This window comes from Brucella daejeonensis, assembly GCF_014199265.1.
Taxonomy (GTDB): Bacteria; Pseudomonadota; Alphaproteobacteria; order Rhizobiales; family Rhizobiaceae; genus Brucella; species Brucella daejeonensis.
This window is the reverse complement of sequence record NZ_JACIJG010000003.1, coordinates 159894-176675: the sequence shown is the minus strand read 5'-3', so window position 1 is coordinate 176675 and position 16782 is coordinate 159894. Positions and strand designations below refer to the sequence as shown.

The window sequence follows — 16782 nt, the reverse complement described above, 5'->3', positions numbered from 1 at the left end:
ATATTTACAACCGAGAATCGCAATGCAACAAATGGTTGTCGGATTATTTTGATCCGGCAAAGCGAAAGGAGGTGAGACGATTGAGAATCCGGCTTACGGTTCTTGTTAGAATGTTCGGTTGGCGCCTGACACTAACAATCAGCCGATAAGATAAAGGGGATCGGGCTTTGACCCGATTCCCGCCGGAAGAAGATCTGTCTCACCTCCTTCTCGTCAAAATATTACCACGACGCCTCTCGATTTCAAGGCGTTGCATGACAGACGGCATCAGCTCGCCGAAAACGTGTTCGGGTTCGGTCCGGTGCGACCGTCTGCCTTGTCGAGTTTCGTGATTGCGTCGTGGTCGGTGCCGTTCAGCTTGAACTCGAAGATTTCGAAGTTTTCCCGGATGCGGTCAGGCGTGACCGATTTCGGAATCACGATGTTGCCGGTCTCGATGTGCCAGCGCAGGATTACCTGAGCTACCGATTTGCCGTGCTTTTCTGCAATCGACTTCAGCGTCGGGTCTTCAAGAAACTTGCCCCGTCCGAGCGGACTCCAGGCTTCCGTCTTGATATTGTGCTTGTTGTGGAACAGGCGCAGTTCGTCCTGTTGAAACTGAGGGTGCAACTCGATCTGGTTCAAAACCGGCGTGATGTCGCTTTCCTTGATAATACGCTCAAGATCGGCGGTGCGGAAATTCGATACGCCGATGGACTTGGCGCGGCCTTCTTCTTTCAGTTTGATGAAGGCCCGCCAGGTTTCCATGAAAAGATCCTTGGAAGGGACCGGCCAATGGATCAGATAAAGATCCACATAATCCGTGCCGAGCTTTTTCAGGCTTGCATCGAAAGCTTTCAGCGTGGACTCATAGCCCTGTTCGCTGTTCCAGAGTTTCGTCGTAAGGTAGATATCACCGCGCGCCATGCCGGAACCGCTGATCGCTTTGCCGACGCCTTCTTCGTTGCCGTAAATAGCAGCGGTGTCGATATGTCGGTACCCGACTTCCAGTGCTTTACCGACAGCGGCGACCGCTTCGTCATTGCCCACCTGCCAGACACCGTAACCGAGCTGCGGAATATGATTGCCGTCGTTCAGTTTCACTGTCGGTACGGTCATGATCTATCCTTTCCTCCAACACATGTCGTGTCCGGCCAAATGCCAGATCAACGAACATGCCAATAAAATGTGCCGTTCTCTCCGGCACACGCTGCCGTCGGCAGCTCCACATGCTTCCATCGGACTTGCCCGGAGCGTCGTGCGTCCCGGTGGACGTGCAAGAAACGCTCCAGTTCGTAGAACTTCCACATCGGGATTTGGCCGATGTCGCAGTCAGCATATGGGTGTTCGCTGGAAAAGGAAAAGCCCTTTAACCGTGTTTGGAGAAAGGCGGCGTTCTTTCTGTGCAGAAATTTCGCACATTTCAGATTTGCCAATGCAAAACGACCGCCTTCGGGTAAAGGCGGTCGCAAGCGATGCGGATTTTCTTCCGAGGGTTCAGCGAACGACGACTTTCGTGCCGATCGGTGTGCGCTCGTACAGGTCTTTCACATCCTCGTTGCGCATACGGATGCAGCCGGAGGACATGGCCTTTCCGATTGTCCAAGGCTGGTTGGTGCCATGGATGCGGTATAGCGTAGAGCCGAGATATAGTGCGCGGGCGCCAAGCGGATTGTTGATGCCGCCCTTCATTTGCGCGGGCAGGATGCGGCCTTTCTTGCGCTCCCGGGCAATCATGGTCTTCGGAGGTGTCCAGGTTGGCCACTTGGCCTTGCGACTGATGCGTTGCGACCCCTTCCAGCCAAAACCCTGCTTGCCAACGCCGACACCATAACGTCTGGCCGAGCCGTTGGACTGGACGAGATAGAGGAAGCGCCTGTTCGTGTCTATGACGATGGTGCCCGGTTTTTCCTTGCCCGAATAGGCGACGACCTTTGGTAGATAGGCCGGATCGATCCGGCTTTTCCGTGTCTCTGCTGCCGGGTTTGCCGCCGGACGTCGATAGGAAATCTGCCGGCGATTGCTTCTTGTCTTCTGCGTCTGCTTTGCAACCATGCGGGGTGCCTGTCGCCGGGCCTGTTGAAAAGCGCCAGCGCGCGCCGGCTGTCCCTGCAACTGGGCAATCCAGGGCGCGGAGACATCCGGGCTGACCTGCACTGACGGTAAGGTGGCGTAGCGCTCGCTGGCAAATGCCATGCCCGTGCTGACGACGGATACGGCGATAGCCGCAAGTGATCCGATAAGAAGAAGATGACGTGGTTTCATAATCCAGATCCGTCTCTTTTTGCGCCGTATCCGATCCCTCGCGGCGCGTTTGCCCATCGCTGTTCCTGACATCGATTGTCAGGAGAGCGGCCCTCAATTTCATCAGGCGATTGTGCGGGGGAATAGAATCGTAAAAGTAAATTTCGGCCGCGTGTTCTGCCTGGATCGACTTCGAATTAAAGTTGTGGTTAGCGGCAAGTTGCGCGACAGGGTTAAAAAGAGCTGAAAGGTGCAGTATGAGCGATGCCGTTGAAGCGAAGACCGGTTTGATCGTCAGCGAAGATGGCAAGACCCGCTGCTTCTGGCCCGGTACACTGCCCGATTATCTCGCCTATCATGACAATGAATGGGGCGTTCCGGTTGCCGACGACCGTCGACTTTTCGAGAAGATCTGCCTCGAAGGTTTCCAGTCAGGCCTGTCCTGGCTCACTATTTTGCGCAAGCGCGAAAATTTTCGTGCTGCTTTCGATGGTTTCGACTTCCGGCGCATTGCGCGTTATGACGAGCAGGACATTGAGCGTCTGTTGGCCGACAAGGGCATTGTGCGCCATCGCGGCAAGATCGTTTCGGTCATCAATAATGCAAATCGTGCCATCGAACTGGTCGGCGAGAAGGGTTCGCTGGCGGCTTATTTCTGGTCTTTCGAACCGGGCGTCAAGGAACGTCCGGCAATCGTGGATTATCCGACACTCATCGCCAATCCGACGACGGAAACCTCCATCCGCATTTCAAAAGACCTGAAGAAGCGTGGCTGGTCCTTTGTCGGACCGACTACGGTTTACGCGTTCATGCAGGCGATGGGCCTTGTCAACGATCATATCGAGGGCTGTCATTGCCGTCTGAGGATTGAAGAATTACGCCGGACATTCAACCGCCCGCGGTAGGGTCTAAAACGGTAATTGCCAACCGCGCCGCTTTCTGCAAGATGCGCATACTGTTTTCGGGAGAATGGACATGAATCTGGCGTCGCTGATCGTTTTTGCCGGCATTCTGGCTGTCGCTGCAGGAACACCGGGCCCGAATGTCGGCGCCCTTGTCGCACGCGTCATCAGCCGTGGCCACAAGGGCGTTTTCCCCTTCATGTTCGGGCTGTGGCTTGGCGATGCCATATGGCTGTCCCTGGCTGTGTGGGGACTGGCGGCGCTGGCCAGCACCTTCCATATGGCATTTCTCGTACTCAAATATGCGGGCGTTGCCTATCTCATCTATCTGTCCTGGAAAATGTGGGTAGCCCCCGTGGGAGAAACGCCAGACGACAACACCATTCCGCGTCAGGGTGAGGCAGGTAAGCTTTTTATGAGCGCGCTGGCCATTACGCTCGGTAATCCGAAGATCATGGTTTTCTATCTCGCCATCCTTCCGACCGCAGTCGATATCACCCATGTTTCGCTGGCTGGCTGGGCGCAATTGCTGCTGGTCATGTTTGTTGTTCTCGCCGCTGTCGATACCGCATGGGTCGTGCTGGCGGCGCAGGCCAGGCGGTTTCTCCGCAGTCCGCGCATGATGCGGATCGCCAACAGGACGAGTGCCGGCATGATGGCGGGCGCTGCCGTCGCTATTGCCACACGCTGATCGCACTTCTCGCACTTGCCGCACCGCATTTCATGCGTTAGGAAACCGGCAACGAACTTGCCGGTTTCCTCCGGCATGAATTGAACAAAATCAGCGATCAGGCAGGAAAAATGGCCGATAAAGCGGACAAGATGAAGGCGCGGTTGCCGCGCGGGTTTGTCGATCGGGTGCCGGACGATTTGCGCGCCGCCGAGAAAATGATGGCAACCATCCGCGAAGTCTATGATCTTTACGGCTTTGAGCCGGTGGAAACGCCGCTGATCGAATATACCGATGCGCTCGGAAAGTTCCTTCCCGATCAGGATCGTCCGAATGAAGGCGTGTTCTCGTTTCAGGACGATGACGAACAGTGGCTGTCGTTGCGCTACGACCTGACCGCGCCGCTGGCGCGCTATGTCGCCGAAAATTTCGAGACCTTGCCGAAGCCCTATCGCAGCTATCGCAACGGCTGGGTGTTCCGCAACGAAAAGCCGGGGCCGGGCCGTTTCCGCCAGTTCATGCAGTTCGACGCCGATACGGTCGGTGCGCCGAATGTTTCGGCCGACGCCGAGATGTGCATGATGATGGCCGACACGATGGAGCGTCTTGGTATCAGCCGCGGCGATTATGCGATCCGCGTCAACAATCGCAAGGTTCTGGACGGCGTGCTGGACGCTATCGGCCTTGAAGGCGAGGGCAATGCCGCAAAGCGGCTCAACGTGCTCCGCGCCATCGACAAACTCGACAAGTTCGGTCCGGAAGGCGTGCGTCTCCTGCTCGGCAAGGGCCGTCTCGACGAGAGCGGCGATTTCACCAAGGGCGCGGAACTTGCCGATGCGGCAATCGAAAAGGTTCTGGCCTTCACCGCCGCAGGTGGGGCGAACGGTGCGGACACGATTGCCAATCTCCGTGCTGTCGTTGCAGGCAACGCCAAGGGCGAAGAAGGCGTCACGGAACTGGCCGACATGCAGGCACTGTTTTCGGCGGGTGGTTATGAAGGCCGCGTCAAGATCGATCCGTCGGTGGTGCGTGGGCTCGAATATTACACCGGTCCGGTTTTCGAGGCCGAGCTTCTTTTCGATGTTACCAACGAGGATGGCCAGAAGGTCGTGTTCGGATCGGTCGGCGGCGGCGGGCGCTATGACGGCCTCGTCTCGCGCTTCCGTGGCGAGCCCGTTCCGGCGACAGGCTTCTCCATCGGCGTTTCGCGCCTGATGACGGCGCTGAAAAACCTCGGCAAGCTGGATGTGTCCGATACGGTCGGCCCGGTCGTTGTGCTGGTTATGGACAAGGATACGGAAAGCCTTGGCCGCTACCAGAAAATGGTCTCCGATCTGCGCCATGCGGGCATCCGCGCCGAAATGTATGTCGGAGGCTCCGGCATGAAGGCGCAGATGAAATATGCCGACCGTCGCGATGCACCCTGTGTCGTCATTCAGGGATCGCAGGAGCGCGAGGCTGGTGAGGCGCAGATCAAGGATCTGATCGAGGGTAAGCGTCTGTCGGCGGAGATTGCCGATAATGTGACCTGGCGTGAAAGCCGCCCGGCTCAGATTACGGTCAAGGAAGGCGACCTCGTGGAAGCCGTTCGCGAAATTCTTGACGCACAGGCGCGGGATCGCGCCCAGCAGGTAAAGTGACAGGCAACATGGCTGGACCGCGCACATCTCCCATCCTTGGTGCGCTTCGCGCGGAACTCGATGCGCGCGAGGCGGAACTGGTGGACATTCCGTTGATCCAGCCTGCCGATCCGTTTTTGGATATGGCGGGCGAGGATTTGCGCCGCCGCATCTTTCTGACCGAAAACGAAAACGGCGATAGTTTGTGTCTGCGCCCGGAATTCACCATTCCGGTCTGCCGCAATCATATCGCCCTCAATGCCGCGACACCCAAACGCTATGCCTATCTGGGTGAAGTGTTCCGCCAGCATCGCGACGGTGCCGCTGAATTTCTGCAGGCAGGTATCGAAGATCTCGGTGCCGCCGACGAGGCCGCTTCCGACGCGCGCTCCGTCGCCGATGCGCTCTCCTGCGTGAGGGCCGCCGCGCCCGACGCCGAACTGGAAATCGTGCTGGGCGACCAGTCTGTATTTGCGGGCATGTTGAAGGCGCTGGGCTTGCCGCAGGGCTGGCGCAAGAAATTGCTGCGCGCTTTCGGCGATGCCCGTTCCATGGATGCGGCTCTTGGCGAACTGACTGCCGCGCAACGGAGCGCGCGCTTGCCGGAAGTTCTGGCGGTGCTGGTCGCCGAGGGGGACGACACCGGCCTTGCGCGGATGCTCGAAGTGGAAATGCTTGAAGCCGGTATCTCTCCGGGCGCCGGGCGTTCTCCGGCCGAGATTGCCCGTCGGTTGATCGAAAAGGAAGATCTGGCTGCGACGCGCTTCCCTGCATCGACACTCGATCTCCTGAAGCAGTTTCTGGAAACGCGTGTTCCGCTCGATTCCGCCGCCGTTACTCTGCGCGCCTTTGCGGCCGATCACGCGCTTGACCTCGGTGCGGTCCTGCAGAAATTCGAAGCCCGTGCGGAAGCGATAGCCGAGGCGGGCATCAGCACGCGGGACATTGTCTATGACGCATCCTTCGGGCGGCCGCTCGATTACTATACCGGCCTCGTCTACGAAATCCGGCAGGCGGGCGTGGAGAAAGATGCTGTCATTGCAGGCGGCGGACGTTACGACCGTCTTTTGACCATGCTTGGCGCATCGGAAACCATACCCGGTGTCGGGTTTTCAATCTGGCTCGACCGGCTTCAGGCCCTGGCGGGAGAACAACGATGAGCGTTACGCTGGCATTGCCATCCAAGGGACGGCTTAAGGAGCAGACGCTCGCCGTGCTGGAAAAAGCCGGTTACAAGGTCATCCTGCCCGATGACAGCCGTAATTATCGTGCGCGCGTCGAAGGCGAGGAAGGCCTCGACATTCTGTTTCTGTCAGCTTCCGAAATCGCTCGTGAACTCGGTTACGGCAGTGTCGATCTTGGCGTGACGGGTGAAGATCTCGTGCGCGAGACACTGGCTCATGCCGATGAGCGCGTGGCCATAGAAGCGGAACTTGGATTTGGCCATGCCGATGTGGTGGTGGCCGTGCCGGAAGTCTGGCGCGACGTGACGACCATGGCTGATCTGGATGACGTCGCCGCCGATTTTCGCCAGCGCCACGGTCGCCGCCTGCGCATTGCCACCAAATACTGGCGGCTGACGCAGCAGTTCTTTTCGCAGAAGCATGGCATTCAGGTTTATCGTATCGTGGAAAGCCTCGGTGCTACCGAAGGCGCTCCTGCTGCGGGGTCGGCGGATATGATCGTGGATATTACGTCCACCGGTTCGACGCTGCGCGCCAACAAGCTCAAGGTTCTGGAAGACGGTGTCATCCTGCGGTCGCAGGCTTGTCTTGTCTCCGCCCGCCAAAGCCATGAGAATGGCCGGGTAGCGGAAGTAGCACTCCGGATTCGTGAAGGGCTGGGCGGTTAGACAGGGCATTTCCGGGCGCTAGAGCGGTTCCTGTTTTGACTAAATCGTTGGAACCACTCCAACTATTTGTTTTTACGCATTATCCTACGCAAAACCGCTTCGCACTTTTGCTGGAAATGCTCTAACCCGGTTTACGCTTTTACTGGAAATGCCTGATGGCAAAAAACCGCGTCTTGTGAAGGACGCGGTTTTTTTTGGCGTTGATGATGCGTGATCAGCCGCGCTTGGCGTCGATCGAGAGCGAGCCTGCACCATACAGGGCAAGCAGGAAGAGACCGCCAGCAATTGCGAGGTTCTTCTGGGCCATCATGATGTTTCCGGCTTGCGAGAAATCCATGTGGCCAACCAGCGTCGCACCGATGGTGAACAGACCCACGACGGCGGCTGCAATGCGGGTCTGGAAACCAACCAGAATGGCCAGGCCGCCAACAAACTCGATCAGACCGACAACCACAGCCGTAACAGTGGGGAGCGGCAGGCCGAGGGCGGCAAAATAACCGGCGGTGCCGGAAATTGCGGTCAGTTTGCTGAAACCGGCGATGATGAAGAGAATTGAAAGAAAGATGCGGGCGATAAGCGTCACAGCGCCGTTGGACTGTGGAGTGATAGAGGACATAAGGGGGGATCTCCTGTTGAACTGAGTCATCAATTAGCGACTGAAGACTGTCAAGAAAAGCCGTCTAATCCTCGACAGTTTGTTTACAGTATGAATACCAAATCACTCCGGCGCAATCATTCTCTCTGCGCGAACCAGCCGATCATAGTCTTCTTCCGTTACGAGCCCGCTTGCCAGCGCTTCCTCACGCAATGTCGTTCCGTTCTTGTGAGCGGTCTTGGCGATCTTTGCTGCATTGTCGTAACCGATAGCCGGGGCCAGTGCGGTCACAAGCATCAGCGACCGGTCCAGCAGTTCCTTGATGCGAGCCCGATTCGGTTCGATTCCATCCACGCAGTGGTCGGCAAATGAAATCATTGCATCGCCAAGAATGCGGATGGACTGCAATACATTGTAGGCGATGACAGGCTTAAACACATTCAGTTCGAAATGCCCCTGGCTCGCGGCAACCGTAACAGCCGTATGATTGCCGAATACCTGCGTTGCAACCATCGTCATGGCCTCGGCCTGCGTCGGGTTGACCTTGCCGGGCATGATGGAAGAGCCCGGTTCGTTCTCCGGCAGCGAAAGCTCGCCAAGGCCGGAGCGTGGCCCGGAGCCAAGAAAGCGGATATCGTTGGCGATCTTGAACAGGTCGGCAGCAAGCGCATTCAGGCTGCCGTGGAGGTTGAGAATCGCGCCATGGCTGGCCAGAGCTTCAAACTTGTTCGGCGCAGTCTTGAAGGCGAGCCCGGTGATCTCGCTAACCGCTTCAGCGAAACCCGTGTCGAAGCCGATCGGTGCATTCAGCCCCGTGCCCACTGCCGTGCCGCCCTGCGCCAGCAAGAAGACATCGGCGAGGGATTGCGCGATGCGATGACGCGCATATTCAAGGGCAGTCCGATAACCGGAAAATTCCTGTCCGAGTGTAACCGGCGTTGCATCCTGCGTGTGAGTGCGGCCGATCTTGATGATGTCCTTGAAAGCTTCTTCCTGGGCCTTCAGCGCCGTGGTCAGATGTTCGAGCGCCGGATAAAGGCTGTTGACGGTTTCCATTGCGGTCGCGATGTGAATGGCTGTTGGAAAACTGTCATTCGAGGACTGGCTCATATTCACATGGTCATTCGGGTGAACGGGCTTTTTGGAGCCCATCTCACCGCCGAGCAACTCTATCGCGCGGTTGGAAATGACTTCATTGGCATTCATGTTCGATTGGGTTCCCGAACCGGTTTGCCAGACCACGAGCGGGAAGTGCTCGTCGAGCTTGCCTTCGATCACTTCCGATGCCGCCACGGCTATGACCTGACCAAGGACCGGGTCGAGTTTGCCGAGAGCGATGTTGGTCTCCGCCGCAGCGCGCTTGACGACACCCAGCGCGTGGACCAGCGGCAGAGGCATACGCTCTCCGCCGATCTTGAAATTCTGCAAGGATCGCTGTGTTTGCGCACCCCAATAGCGGTCGGCGGGAACATCGATCGGTCCGAAAGTATCTGTTTCGGTACGCGTAGCGGTCATTTCATGTCTCCGGCTAGGTTGGGCTCGGGAACGGGCCCGTCAACGAACATAGCGCAGCGTATCACATTCCCGATGGGGCGACGTTCTGTCCAGCAAATAAAAGTATAGAAAAAATATCAACTTTTATTGACGAAAGCGCCGTCACCTATTCGTCGTTGTCCTCGCCGTCGTCCGATACGGATATCCAGGCGATCGGATCTATCTTGCGCTGGGTCTTGCTGTCGGTGAATGTCCACCAGCCTGTATCGGTTTCATCCCACTGTCCGCCGCCAGCCTGTAGCTGTTCGAGCGTCCGATACTGGGCAATCGACTCGTTGCGTTGATCGTCCTCGTCAGTCCAGACGACTGTGATCTTGCGGCCGTCCCTGGGGGCGGTATTGATAGGCAGCTCTTTGCGCATATGATTATCCATCGTTTCCTGACCCTAATCATAGCGCGAGAGTCACAAGCGGCAAGCCGGAATGGGAAACATCCCGGCTCGCCCCACGCTCGAAACCTAATTGGACTTGGCCCCTGGAGCGCCGATCTGATTCAATCAGGTCGAAACGCGCTTTAGACGGCGCGTGCTGCCTTCAGCGCCTTGCCCCACCAGATGAGCTGGTCGAGCATGTTCTTGGCAGCTTCGGTCAGATGCGGAAAGTCATCGAGAGTGTTTTCGCCTTTGACCACCGCCAGATAGTCCGGAAACAGGATGTGCACGCCGGTCTTGACTGACATGGACGACATCTCGACGGCAATCATGCGAAGCTGCTCGACGGCGCGTGCGCCGCCGACGCCACCGTAACCGACGAAAGCCATCGGCTTCTGAATCCAGTCACCGTAGTCGATCGCATTTTTCAGGACGGCTGTCGGCGCGTGGTTATATTCCGCCGCCGTAAGGATATAGGCGTCGAACTCGCGCAGTTTGGATTTCCATTTGTCTGCGGTCTCGGCCTGCTCGGTGGTCGTGGACGGGTCACCAAAAAAGCCCATCGGATAATCGGCGAGGTCGAGAATTTCGACGTTTAGCTCAGGGCGCTCCGCAACGAGCTTGGCGATCCATTGTGCCGGAATGGGAGAAAAACGCTGTTCGCGCGTGCTGCCGACGATTACGGCGACTTTGAGCTTGGACATAAATGCACCTTCCATAGTGGTAACTGTTGGAAACCGACGCTATATAAGTGACTATCTATAGGGCGCAAGGAGGCACTTTTATGAAACCCGGTGACTTTAAGGAAACCCATGCCTGCAAGGCAGTAACAGATATTCTTTCCCGCGTTGGAGACAAGTGGACGGTGCTCGTCGTGAGCTATCTGGGGAACCGTCCCATGCGCTTCAATGAATTGCGCAAAACGGTAAACGGCATTTCGCAGAAGATGCTCACGACGACGTTGCGGAACCTGGAACGCGACGGCTTCGTGTCACGAACCGTTTTCCCGACTATTCCGCCCAAGGTGGAATATGAATTGACGGAGATGGGGCGGGATCTTCTGCGCCCCGTACGCGAGCTTGGCGAATGGGCCATTGCCAATGAGCAAAGGGTCATGATGGCGCGAGCCCGCTACGACGCTTTCGCATCGGGAAATGTTGCAACTGACGCGGCGGAATGAAAGGGAGGAACCGGAGCAAGTGGAAAGACAAGCCGAAGCTTGCCTTTCCTGTTGCCTGAGACAGGACTTCCAAAGTGCGGGGGCAAGCAGGAAGTCCATCACCAGTTCGATGGGATTGACCACAATTGCAGGGTATGAGTCAATCAGTAGTTTCTAAAATAGAGGCGCGAATGCCCGAAAAAGCTCGAACGGTAAATTTTGTATAAATCACAAATAGTTACATAGAGTAAAAAAGAAAGGCGGTCGATGACCGCCTTTCCTGTTTCCCATAAGAAATTGTGAACTTCTTAGAAGTCCATGCCGGCACCCGTGCCGCCGTGCGGCACAGGCTTTTTACCTCATGGGCGTGGTTTAGCAGCCGCGCATCTTGTCCGAAAAACCGCTTCGCACTTTTCGGGATGCGCTCAATGGACTTCTTAGAAGTCCATGCCGCCCATGCCACCCATACCGCCAGGCATGGCAGCAGGAGCTGCGTCCTTCTTCGGCAGTTCGGCGATCATGGCTTCGGTGGTGATCAGCAGGCCTGCGACCGAAGCTGCGTTCTGCAGAGCGGTGCGCACAACCTTGACCGGATCGACAACGCCCGACTTGATCAGGTCGCCGTATTCACCCGTAGCGGTGTTGTAACCGAAGGTGTCGGCGTTGTTTTCGAGGATCTTGCCAACGATGACCGAAGCTTCTTCACCGGCATTGCTCGTGATCTGGCGGGCCGGAGCCTGCAGAGCGCGACGAACGATGTTGATACCGGCTTCCTGATCTGCATTTGCGCCCTTGGCGGCGATCTGCGTGGAAGCGCGCAGCAGCGCGGTGCCGCCGCCAGCAACGATACCTTCTTCAACCGCAGCGCGGGTTGCGTTCAGGGCGTCGTCAACGCGGTCCTTCTTTTCCTTCACTTCGACTTCCGTTGCACCGCCGACGCGGATCACGGCAACGCCGCCAGCAAGCTTGGCAAGACGTTCCTGAAGCTTTTCACGGTCGTAGTCGGAAGAAGTTTCTTCGATCTGCTGCTTGATCTGGCCAACGCGAGCGTCGATTTCGGCCTTCTGGCCGGCGCCGTCAACGATGGTGGTGTTTTCCTTGGAGATCGACACCTTCTTGGCGCGGCCGAGCATGTCGAGCGTAACGCTTTCGAGCTTGATGCCGAGATCTTCAGAGATGACCTGACCGCCGGTCAGGATCGCGATGTCTTCGAGCATGGCCTTGCGGCGATCGCCGAAGCCCGGAGCCTTGACGGCAGCAATCTTCAGGCCGCCGCGCAGCTTGTTGACGACGAGCGTTGCAAGAGCTTCGCCTTCGACGTCTTCAGCGATGATAACGAGCGGCTTGGAGGTCTGAACGACAGCTTCGAGAACCGGCAGGAGAGCCTGAAGGTTCGAGAGCTTCTTTTCGTGCAGAAGGATGTAAGCGTCTTCGAGGTCGGCAATCATCTTGTCAGGGTTGGTGACGAAGTACGGCGACAGGTAGCCGCGGTCGAACTGCATGCCTTCGACGACTTCGAGTTCGGTTTCGGCGGTCTTGGCTTCTTCAACCGTGATGACGCCTTCATTGCCGACTTTCTGCATCGCTTCGGCGATCATCTTGCCGATTTCGACTTCGCCGTTTGCGGAGATCGTGCCGACCTGGGCAACTTCTTCCGAGGTGTTGATCTTCTTGGCCTTGCCGAGGAGATTTGCAACAACTTCGGTCACTGCGAGGTCGATACCGCGCTTCAGATCCATCGGGTTCATGCCGGCAGCAACAGCCTTGGCGCCTTCCTGAACGATGGCCTGACCGAGAACGGTCGCGGTGGTGGTGCCGTCACCGGCGGTGTCGTTGGTCTTGGAAGCCACTTCGCGCAGCATCTGTGCGCCCATGTTTTCGAACTTGTCTTCCAGTTCGACTTCCTTGGCGACCGAAACGCCGTCCTTGGTGATGCGCGGAGCGCCGAAGGACTTGTCGATCACGACGTTGCGGCCTTTCGGGCCGAGCGTGACCTTAACAGCGTCAGCGAGGATATCGACGCCGCGCAGCATCTTTTCGCGCGCAGTGCGGCCGAATTTTACGTCTTTAGCAGCCATTTTACTCTCCTGGGAATGTCCCGGTCAGATAGGTAAACTGTTGTATTGTGATTGATGTGCCGGCCTCATGTGCCGACACGATGGAATCGTTAGCCGACGATGCCGAGAATGTCGGATTCCTTCATGATCAGCAGGTCTTCGCCGCCGATCTTGACTTCGGTGCCCGACCACTTGCCGAACAGAACGCGGTCGCCAGCCTTGACTTCCAGAGCAACCAGCTTGCCTGCTTCGTCACGCGCGCCAGCGCCAGCAGCAACGACTTCGCCTTCCTGCGGCTTTTCCTTGGCGGTGTCCGGGATGATGATGCCGCCAGCGGTCTTGGCTTCCGATTCAACGCGACGAACGACGACGCGGTCATGAAGCGGGCGGAACTTGATATCAGCCATGGTATGATAACCCTTGGTGTTATAGACGTTGAACCCAGTTATGGATCGAGCCGATCCGCATGTGTTAGCACTCTGCCATTGAGAGTGCCAAGACTGTTTTGAGATAGAAGCGGTGCCCTCGATTGTCAAGGTTGCCTGAAGAATTTGACAGGCCAATGATGGTTGGCAGATGTTGGCCGAAACCCGGTCCCACAATCCGGCGCGGTCGGACAGGCCCGATATATGGCGCGCAGTTGCTCACATCAACCGTCGCCACGCAAGGTCGGTACCCTCTACCGACTGTTTCCTTCCACAGCCACTTTCCAGACATGGTAAACGGCTCGCAAAGGTTTGTGGGCTGATTGGACGCGGCCTTGTCATGCGGATATTAAAGCCAAAGATCGTGACAGTGCTGGCTGGCTGCGTTAGATGGAGCGCTGACCATGGTTTGCCAAACCGGCAGCGACGCGGTTTTCTTGCGGCATTCGTCCGCATAAATGGAACACCAAGAGGAAAATATGAAGCAGCTTGAACGCCTCGATGACCTGACCGACCAGTACGACGTTCTCTTTTGCGACGTATGGGGTGTGGTGCACAATGGCGTCGCTGCTTATCCTGCGGCTATCGAAGCGTTGAAGCGCGCGCGCGCCCGGGGAGTGACAGTCGTTCTGGTAACGAATTCGCCGCGCCCGCATCCCGATGTCGAGGCTCAGATGCAGGGGCTCGGTGTCCCCGCGGACGCTTACGATCGTGTTGTAACGTCAGGCGACGTGACGCGCGATTTGATCGCAGAAGGCCCGCGCAAGATTTTCCACATTGGTTGCGAGCGCGAACTTGGTCTTTACGATGGCCTCGATGTCGAACTTGTCGAGGAATTCGAAGCCGCCGGTATCGTATGCACCGGGCTATTTGACGATGAAAGCGAAACGCCGGATGACTATACGGAATTGCTGAAACGCCTGCGTTCGCGCAATCTTCCTTTCATTTGCGCCAATCCCGATATCATGGTTGAACGGGGCGCGCGTCTGATCTGGTGCGCTGGCGCGCTGGCGCGGGAATACGGACAGCTTGGCGGGCGTACGCTGATAGCCGGAAAGCCGCATCGTCCGATTTACGAGGCTGCCCTCCGCTTCGCTGAAGAGATTCGTGGCGCGAAGATCGATAGAAGCCGTATCCTCGGTATCGGCGACGGCGTGCTGACCGATGTGAAGGGGGCCGCCGAATTCGGTCTCGATGTGCTCTATATTTCGGGCGGCGTCCATGCCGCCGATTACACAACCGACGGCACGGTTGACATTGCCCGGATGGAGGCGTTTCTCCACAAGCACGGCAACAAGCCGGTTGCCACGCTTTATGCCCTCGTCTGAGTCCCGCCATTGTCAAACAAGTCCAGATCGATATGACCAAGTCCAGCTTTCAGCGCCTATCTGGAACGGATTTTCTGCCGGAGCACCTGCATAACTGCGTGGTGGCGATCGGCAATTTCGACGGTGTTCATCGCGGCCATCGAGCGGTGCTCGAGCGTGCGCTGGAACTCGCGGAAAAAGATGGGCTTCCAGCGGTTGTTTTGACTTTCGAGCCGCATCCCCGGAGTTTCTTTAAACCCGATGCGCCGATAGACCGCCTGACGCCTGCACAGCAGAAGGCAGACATCCTGCGGATCATGGGTTTTGATGCCGTTGTCGAGCAGCCCTTCACAAGCGAATTTTCCTCCCGGTCGGCGGAAGATTTTGTCGAGCATATTCTGGTCGAAAGGCTGCACGCGAACCGCGTCGTGACTGGCTATGACTTTCATTTCGGCAAGGGACGTCGCGGTACGCCCGAGTTCCTGCAAAAAGCCGGCGATGCGTCCGGCTTTACCGTTACGCTCGTTGATGCCTTTACGGATGAGGCCGACGATCTCGTTTCGTCGACCCGCATCAGGAACCTGCTTTGCGAAGGTGACGTTGCACAAGCCGCCGGGCTTCTCGGCTATCGCTACATGGTGTGCGGTGAGGTCATCCATGGAAAGAAGCTGGGACGAACCCTGGGCTTCCCGACCGCAAACATGCAAATCGATGCTCAGGCCGGTTTGAAGCACGGCATCTATGCGGTCCGGTTCCGGCGGCAGGATGGAAAACTATATGACGGCGTCGCCAGTTTCGGTCGTCGTCCCACCGTCGATAGCGATGGCGCGCCTCTTCTCGAAACGTTCCTTTTCGATTTTTCAGGCGACCTCTATGGGGAAACGGCCTGCGTTTCCTTTTTTGGATTTTTGCGTGGGGAAGTGAAGTTTGACGGGCTCGATCCGCTTGTCGAGCAGATGCGGCAGGATGATGCGGAGGCGCGGGCGTTGCTTGCAGGCGCTAAGCCGCTCTGCGAACTCGATCGTATTCTTTCGTTCGATTAGATGAAATCGGTTGCGACTTTCCACTTAAGATTTAAATCAAATTTTACTTATTCCCGACAAAGAGTGGTCAATACCCCGGAACCTACCGGGGCGCTTTTTGTTGGAGTTTCCTTTGGTGCGTATCGTTTCTCTGGCCTTCGTTACGGGCGTCGCATTCTTGACAAGCGGTCCATTCGCGTTTTCCGCTGACGTGCAGCAGACCGATGTTTACGCGGCAGAAACGGTTCAGCCGGTGCGCAGACATTTCTGGTCGGGTGACTGGTATCTGAAGGTCGGTGCGGCAGGTCTCGTCGCTCCGAAGTTCGAAGGTTCGAACAAGTATCGCTTTTCGGCGCAGCCGCTGATCTCGCTCGGGCGACAGGGCGAGGCGACACGCTTTTCTTCGCGTAATGACAATGTTTCTTTTGCCCTGATCGACAATGATCGCTTTCGCGCAGGTATTGCCGGCAAATTGCTTTGGGGTGGGGACAACGATATTCATGGCCTGAAAGACGACAAGTTTGGCGGTGAAGTCGGCGGTTTCGTCGATGTTTATCCGACCGACTGGCTGCGTGTGCGCGGCGAAGTCCGTCAGGGTATCTGGGCGCATAAGGGCGTGGTTGCCGACATCGCTGCCGACGCCTTTTATGACGTGACGCCGGCGATCCGCGTTTCCGGTGGTCCGCGCGCCACCTTCGCATCGAAGGATTATTTCAAGACCTATTACGGCGTCGATGCCGAGGAGGCCGTTGCTTCTGGCCTTTCCGAATATCATCCCGGTAGCGGCTTCAAGTCGGTGGGCGTCGGTGGGGCGATCACCTGGAAGGCAACGGACAAGATCGATACCAGCCTGTTCGGCGAATATAGCCGCCTGCAAGGTTCAGCCAAGGATTCGAGCATCGTCAAGGAACGCGGTTCTCCAGACCAGTTCATGGTTGGCGTTTCCGCGACATACCGTTTCGATTTCTCGCTTGAATGAGGTGATCGGCAACACTGTGAACATTTTCAGGGGCAGGGAGGCAGTTTT

Annotated in this window: 17 protein-coding genes; 9 read left to right on the top strand and 8 right to left on the bottom strand. The window is 57.2% G+C overall.

The window, feature by feature from the left end; all coding sequences use genetic code 11:
• Positions 1 to 267: 267 nt before the first annotated feature.
• Both FHS76_RS04800 and FHS76_RS04795 read right to left on the bottom strand, forming a co-directional pair.
• Positions 268 to 1098: an aldo/keto reductase gene (locus tag FHS76_RS04800; RefSeq protein WP_183648844.1), complete on the bottom strand. Its 831-nt coding sequence runs from the start codon at positions 1096 to 1098 to the stop codon at positions 268 to 270.
• A gap of 378 nt (positions 1099 to 1476) precedes the next feature.
• Complete coding sequence (locus tag FHS76_RS04795; protein WP_183648842.1) at positions 1477 to 2244, bottom strand: L,D-transpeptidase; 768 nt, start codon at positions 2242 to 2244, stop codon at positions 1477 to 1479.
• 236 nt (positions 2245 to 2480) lie between these two features.
• On the opposite strand from FHS76_RS04795, the gene FHS76_RS04790 reads away from it, so the two are divergent.
• From FHS76_RS04790 to hisG, 5 genes are all read left to right on the top strand, one after another.
• A complete protein-coding gene (locus tag FHS76_RS04790) occupies positions 2481 to 3128 on the top strand; it encodes a DNA-3-methyladenine glycosylase I (protein WP_183648839.1) in 648 nt (215 codons plus the stop codon).
• Positions 3129 to 3198: 70 nt separating this feature from the next.
• Positions 3199 to 3816 carry a LysE family translocator gene (locus FHS76_RS04785; protein ID WP_183648834.1) on the top strand — a complete coding sequence of 206 codons (618 nt, stop codon included), beginning with the start codon at positions 3199 to 3201 and terminating at the stop codon, positions 3814 to 3816.
• A gap of 110 nt (positions 3817 to 3926) precedes the next feature.
• Positions 3927 to 5435 (top strand): histidine--tRNA ligase, encoded by a 1509-nt coding sequence (gene hisS / locus FHS76_RS04780; RefSeq protein WP_183648831.1) that lies wholly within the window; start codon positions 3927 to 3929, stop codon positions 5433 to 5435.
• Positions 5436 to 5443: 8 nt separating this feature from the next.
• Complete coding sequence (locus FHS76_RS04775) at positions 5444 to 6574, top strand: ATP phosphoribosyltransferase regulatory subunit (protein ID WP_183648828.1); 1131 nt, start codon at positions 5444 to 5446, stop codon at positions 6572 to 6574.
• A complete protein-coding gene (hisG, locus tag FHS76_RS04770; protein WP_183648824.1) occupies positions 6571 to 7266 on the top strand; it encodes an ATP phosphoribosyltransferase in 696 nt (231 codons plus the stop codon). The genes FHS76_RS04775 and hisG overlap by 4 nt, the downstream gene beginning before the upstream one ends.
• Positions 7267 to 7480: 214 nt before the next feature.
• On the opposite strand, the gene FHS76_RS04765 is transcribed toward hisG, so the two are convergent.
• The 4 genes from FHS76_RS04765 to FHS76_RS04750 all read right to left on the bottom strand — a co-directional run bounded on the left by FHS76_RS04765 (position 7481) and on the right by FHS76_RS04750 (position 10489).
• A complete protein-coding gene (locus FHS76_RS04765; RefSeq protein WP_183648822.1) occupies positions 7481 to 7882 on the bottom strand; it encodes a DoxX family protein in 402 nt (133 codons plus the stop codon).
• Positions 7883 to 7984: 102 nt separating this feature from the next.
• Positions 7985 to 9376 (bottom strand): class II fumarate hydratase, encoded by a 1392-nt coding sequence (gene fumC / locus FHS76_RS04760; RefSeq protein ID WP_183648820.1) that lies wholly within the window; start codon positions 9374 to 9376, stop codon positions 7985 to 7987.
• Positions 9377 to 9521: 145 nt separating this feature from the next.
• Positions 9522 to 9776: a hypothetical protein gene (locus tag FHS76_RS04755; RefSeq protein WP_183648818.1), complete on the bottom strand. Its 255-nt coding sequence runs from the start codon at positions 9774 to 9776 to the stop codon at positions 9522 to 9524.
• 152 nt (positions 9777 to 9928) lie between these two features.
• Positions 9929 to 10489, bottom strand: coding sequence for an NADPH-dependent FMN reductase (locus FHS76_RS04750; RefSeq protein ID WP_183648816.1), 561 nt, complete (start codon positions 10487 to 10489; stop codon positions 9929 to 9931).
• 80 nt (positions 10490 to 10569) lie between these two features.
• Between FHS76_RS04750 and FHS76_RS04745 the strand changes: the two genes are divergently transcribed.
• Entirely contained in the window at positions 10570 to 10965 is a 396-nt protein-coding gene (locus tag FHS76_RS04745) for a winged helix-turn-helix transcriptional regulator (protein ID WP_183648814.1), read from the top strand.
• Positions 10966 to 11381: 416 nt separating this feature from the next.
• Here the strand turns inward: FHS76_RS04745 and groL are convergent, their stop codons facing one another.
• On the bottom strand, positions 11382 to 13022 hold the full coding sequence (gene groL / locus FHS76_RS04740) for a chaperonin GroEL (protein WP_183648812.1): 1641 nt from the start codon (positions 13020 to 13022) through the stop codon (positions 11382 to 11384).
• 89 nt (positions 13023 to 13111) lie between these two features.
• On the bottom strand, positions 13112 to 13408 hold the full coding sequence (gene groES, locus FHS76_RS04735; protein ID WP_183648809.1) for a co-chaperone GroES: 297 nt from the start codon (positions 13406 to 13408) through the stop codon (positions 13112 to 13114).
• Between the two features lie 497 nt (positions 13409 to 13905).
• Here groES and FHS76_RS04730 point away from each other — a divergent pair, with 497 nt between their 5' ends.
• The 3 genes from FHS76_RS04730 to FHS76_RS04720 all read left to right on the top strand — a co-directional run bounded on the left by FHS76_RS04730 (position 13906) and on the right by FHS76_RS04720 (position 16734).
• A complete protein-coding gene (locus tag FHS76_RS04730) occupies positions 13906 to 14754 on the top strand; it encodes a TIGR01459 family HAD-type hydrolase (RefSeq protein WP_183648806.1) in 849 nt (282 codons plus the stop codon).
• A gap of 32 nt (positions 14755 to 14786) precedes the next feature.
• Positions 14787 to 15776 (top strand): bifunctional riboflavin kinase/FAD synthetase, encoded by a 990-nt coding sequence (locus tag FHS76_RS04725; RefSeq protein WP_183648803.1) that lies wholly within the window; start codon positions 14787 to 14789, stop codon positions 15774 to 15776.
• A 112-nt stretch (positions 15777 to 15888) separates the two neighbouring features.
• Positions 15889 to 16734, top strand: a complete 846-nt coding sequence (locus tag FHS76_RS04720) for a MipA/OmpV family protein (RefSeq protein WP_235992572.1) — start codon at positions 15889 to 15891, stop codon at positions 16732 to 16734.
• Positions 16735 to 16782: the final 48 nt, after the last annotated feature.

Excerpts from the sequence above, each read along its gene's own strand:
- FHS76_RS04800 (WP_183648844.1), bottom strand. The coding sequence starts at position 1,098 with ATGACCGTACCGACAGTGAAACTGAACGACGGCAATCATATTCCGCAG.
- FHS76_RS04795 (WP_183648842.1), bottom strand. The coding sequence starts at position 2,244 with ATGAAACCACGTCATCTTCTTCTTATCGGATCACTTGCGGCTATCGCC.
- FHS76_RS04790 (WP_183648839.1), top strand. The coding sequence starts at position 2,481 with ATGAGCGATGCCGTTGAAGCGAAGACCGGTTTGATCGTCAGCGAAGAT.
- FHS76_RS04785 (WP_183648834.1), top strand. The coding sequence starts at position 3,199 with ATGAATCTGGCGTCGCTGATCGTTTTTGCCGGCATTCTGGCTGTCGCT.
- hisS (WP_183648831.1), top strand. The coding sequence starts at position 3,927 with ATGGCCGATAAAGCGGACAAGATGAAGGCGCGGTTGCCGCGCGGGTTT.
- FHS76_RS04775 (WP_183648828.1), top strand. The coding sequence starts at position 5,444 with ATGGCTGGACCGCGCACATCTCCCATCCTTGGTGCGCTTCGCGCGGAA.
- hisG (WP_183648824.1), top strand. The coding sequence starts at position 6,571 with ATGAGCGTTACGCTGGCATTGCCATCCAAGGGACGGCTTAAGGAGCAG.
- FHS76_RS04765 (WP_183648822.1), bottom strand. The coding sequence starts at position 7,882 with ATGTCCTCTATCACTCCACAGTCCAACGGCGCTGTGACGCTTATCGCC.
- fumC (WP_183648820.1), bottom strand. The coding sequence starts at position 9,376 with ATGACCGCTACGCGTACCGAAACAGATACTTTCGGACCGATCGATGTT.
- FHS76_RS04755 (WP_183648818.1), bottom strand. The coding sequence starts at position 9,776 with ATGCGCAAAGAGCTGCCTATCAATACCGCCCCCAGGGACGGCCGCAAG.
- FHS76_RS04750 (WP_183648816.1), bottom strand. The coding sequence starts at position 10,489 with ATGTCCAAGCTCAAAGTCGCCGTAATCGTCGGCAGCACGCGCGAACAG.
- FHS76_RS04745 (WP_183648814.1), top strand. The coding sequence starts at position 10,570 with ATGAAACCCGGTGACTTTAAGGAAACCCATGCCTGCAAGGCAGTAACA.
- groL (WP_183648812.1), bottom strand. The coding sequence starts at position 13,022 with ATGGCTGCTAAAGACGTAAAATTCGGCCGCACTGCGCGCGAAAAGATG.
- groES (WP_183648809.1), bottom strand. The coding sequence starts at position 13,408 with ATGGCTGATATCAAGTTCCGCCCGCTTCATGACCGCGTCGTCGTTCGT.
- FHS76_RS04730 (WP_183648806.1), top strand. The coding sequence starts at position 13,906 with ATGAAGCAGCTTGAACGCCTCGATGACCTGACCGACCAGTACGACGTT.
- FHS76_RS04725 (WP_183648803.1), top strand. The coding sequence starts at position 14,787 with ATGACCAAGTCCAGCTTTCAGCGCCTATCTGGAACGGATTTTCTGCCG.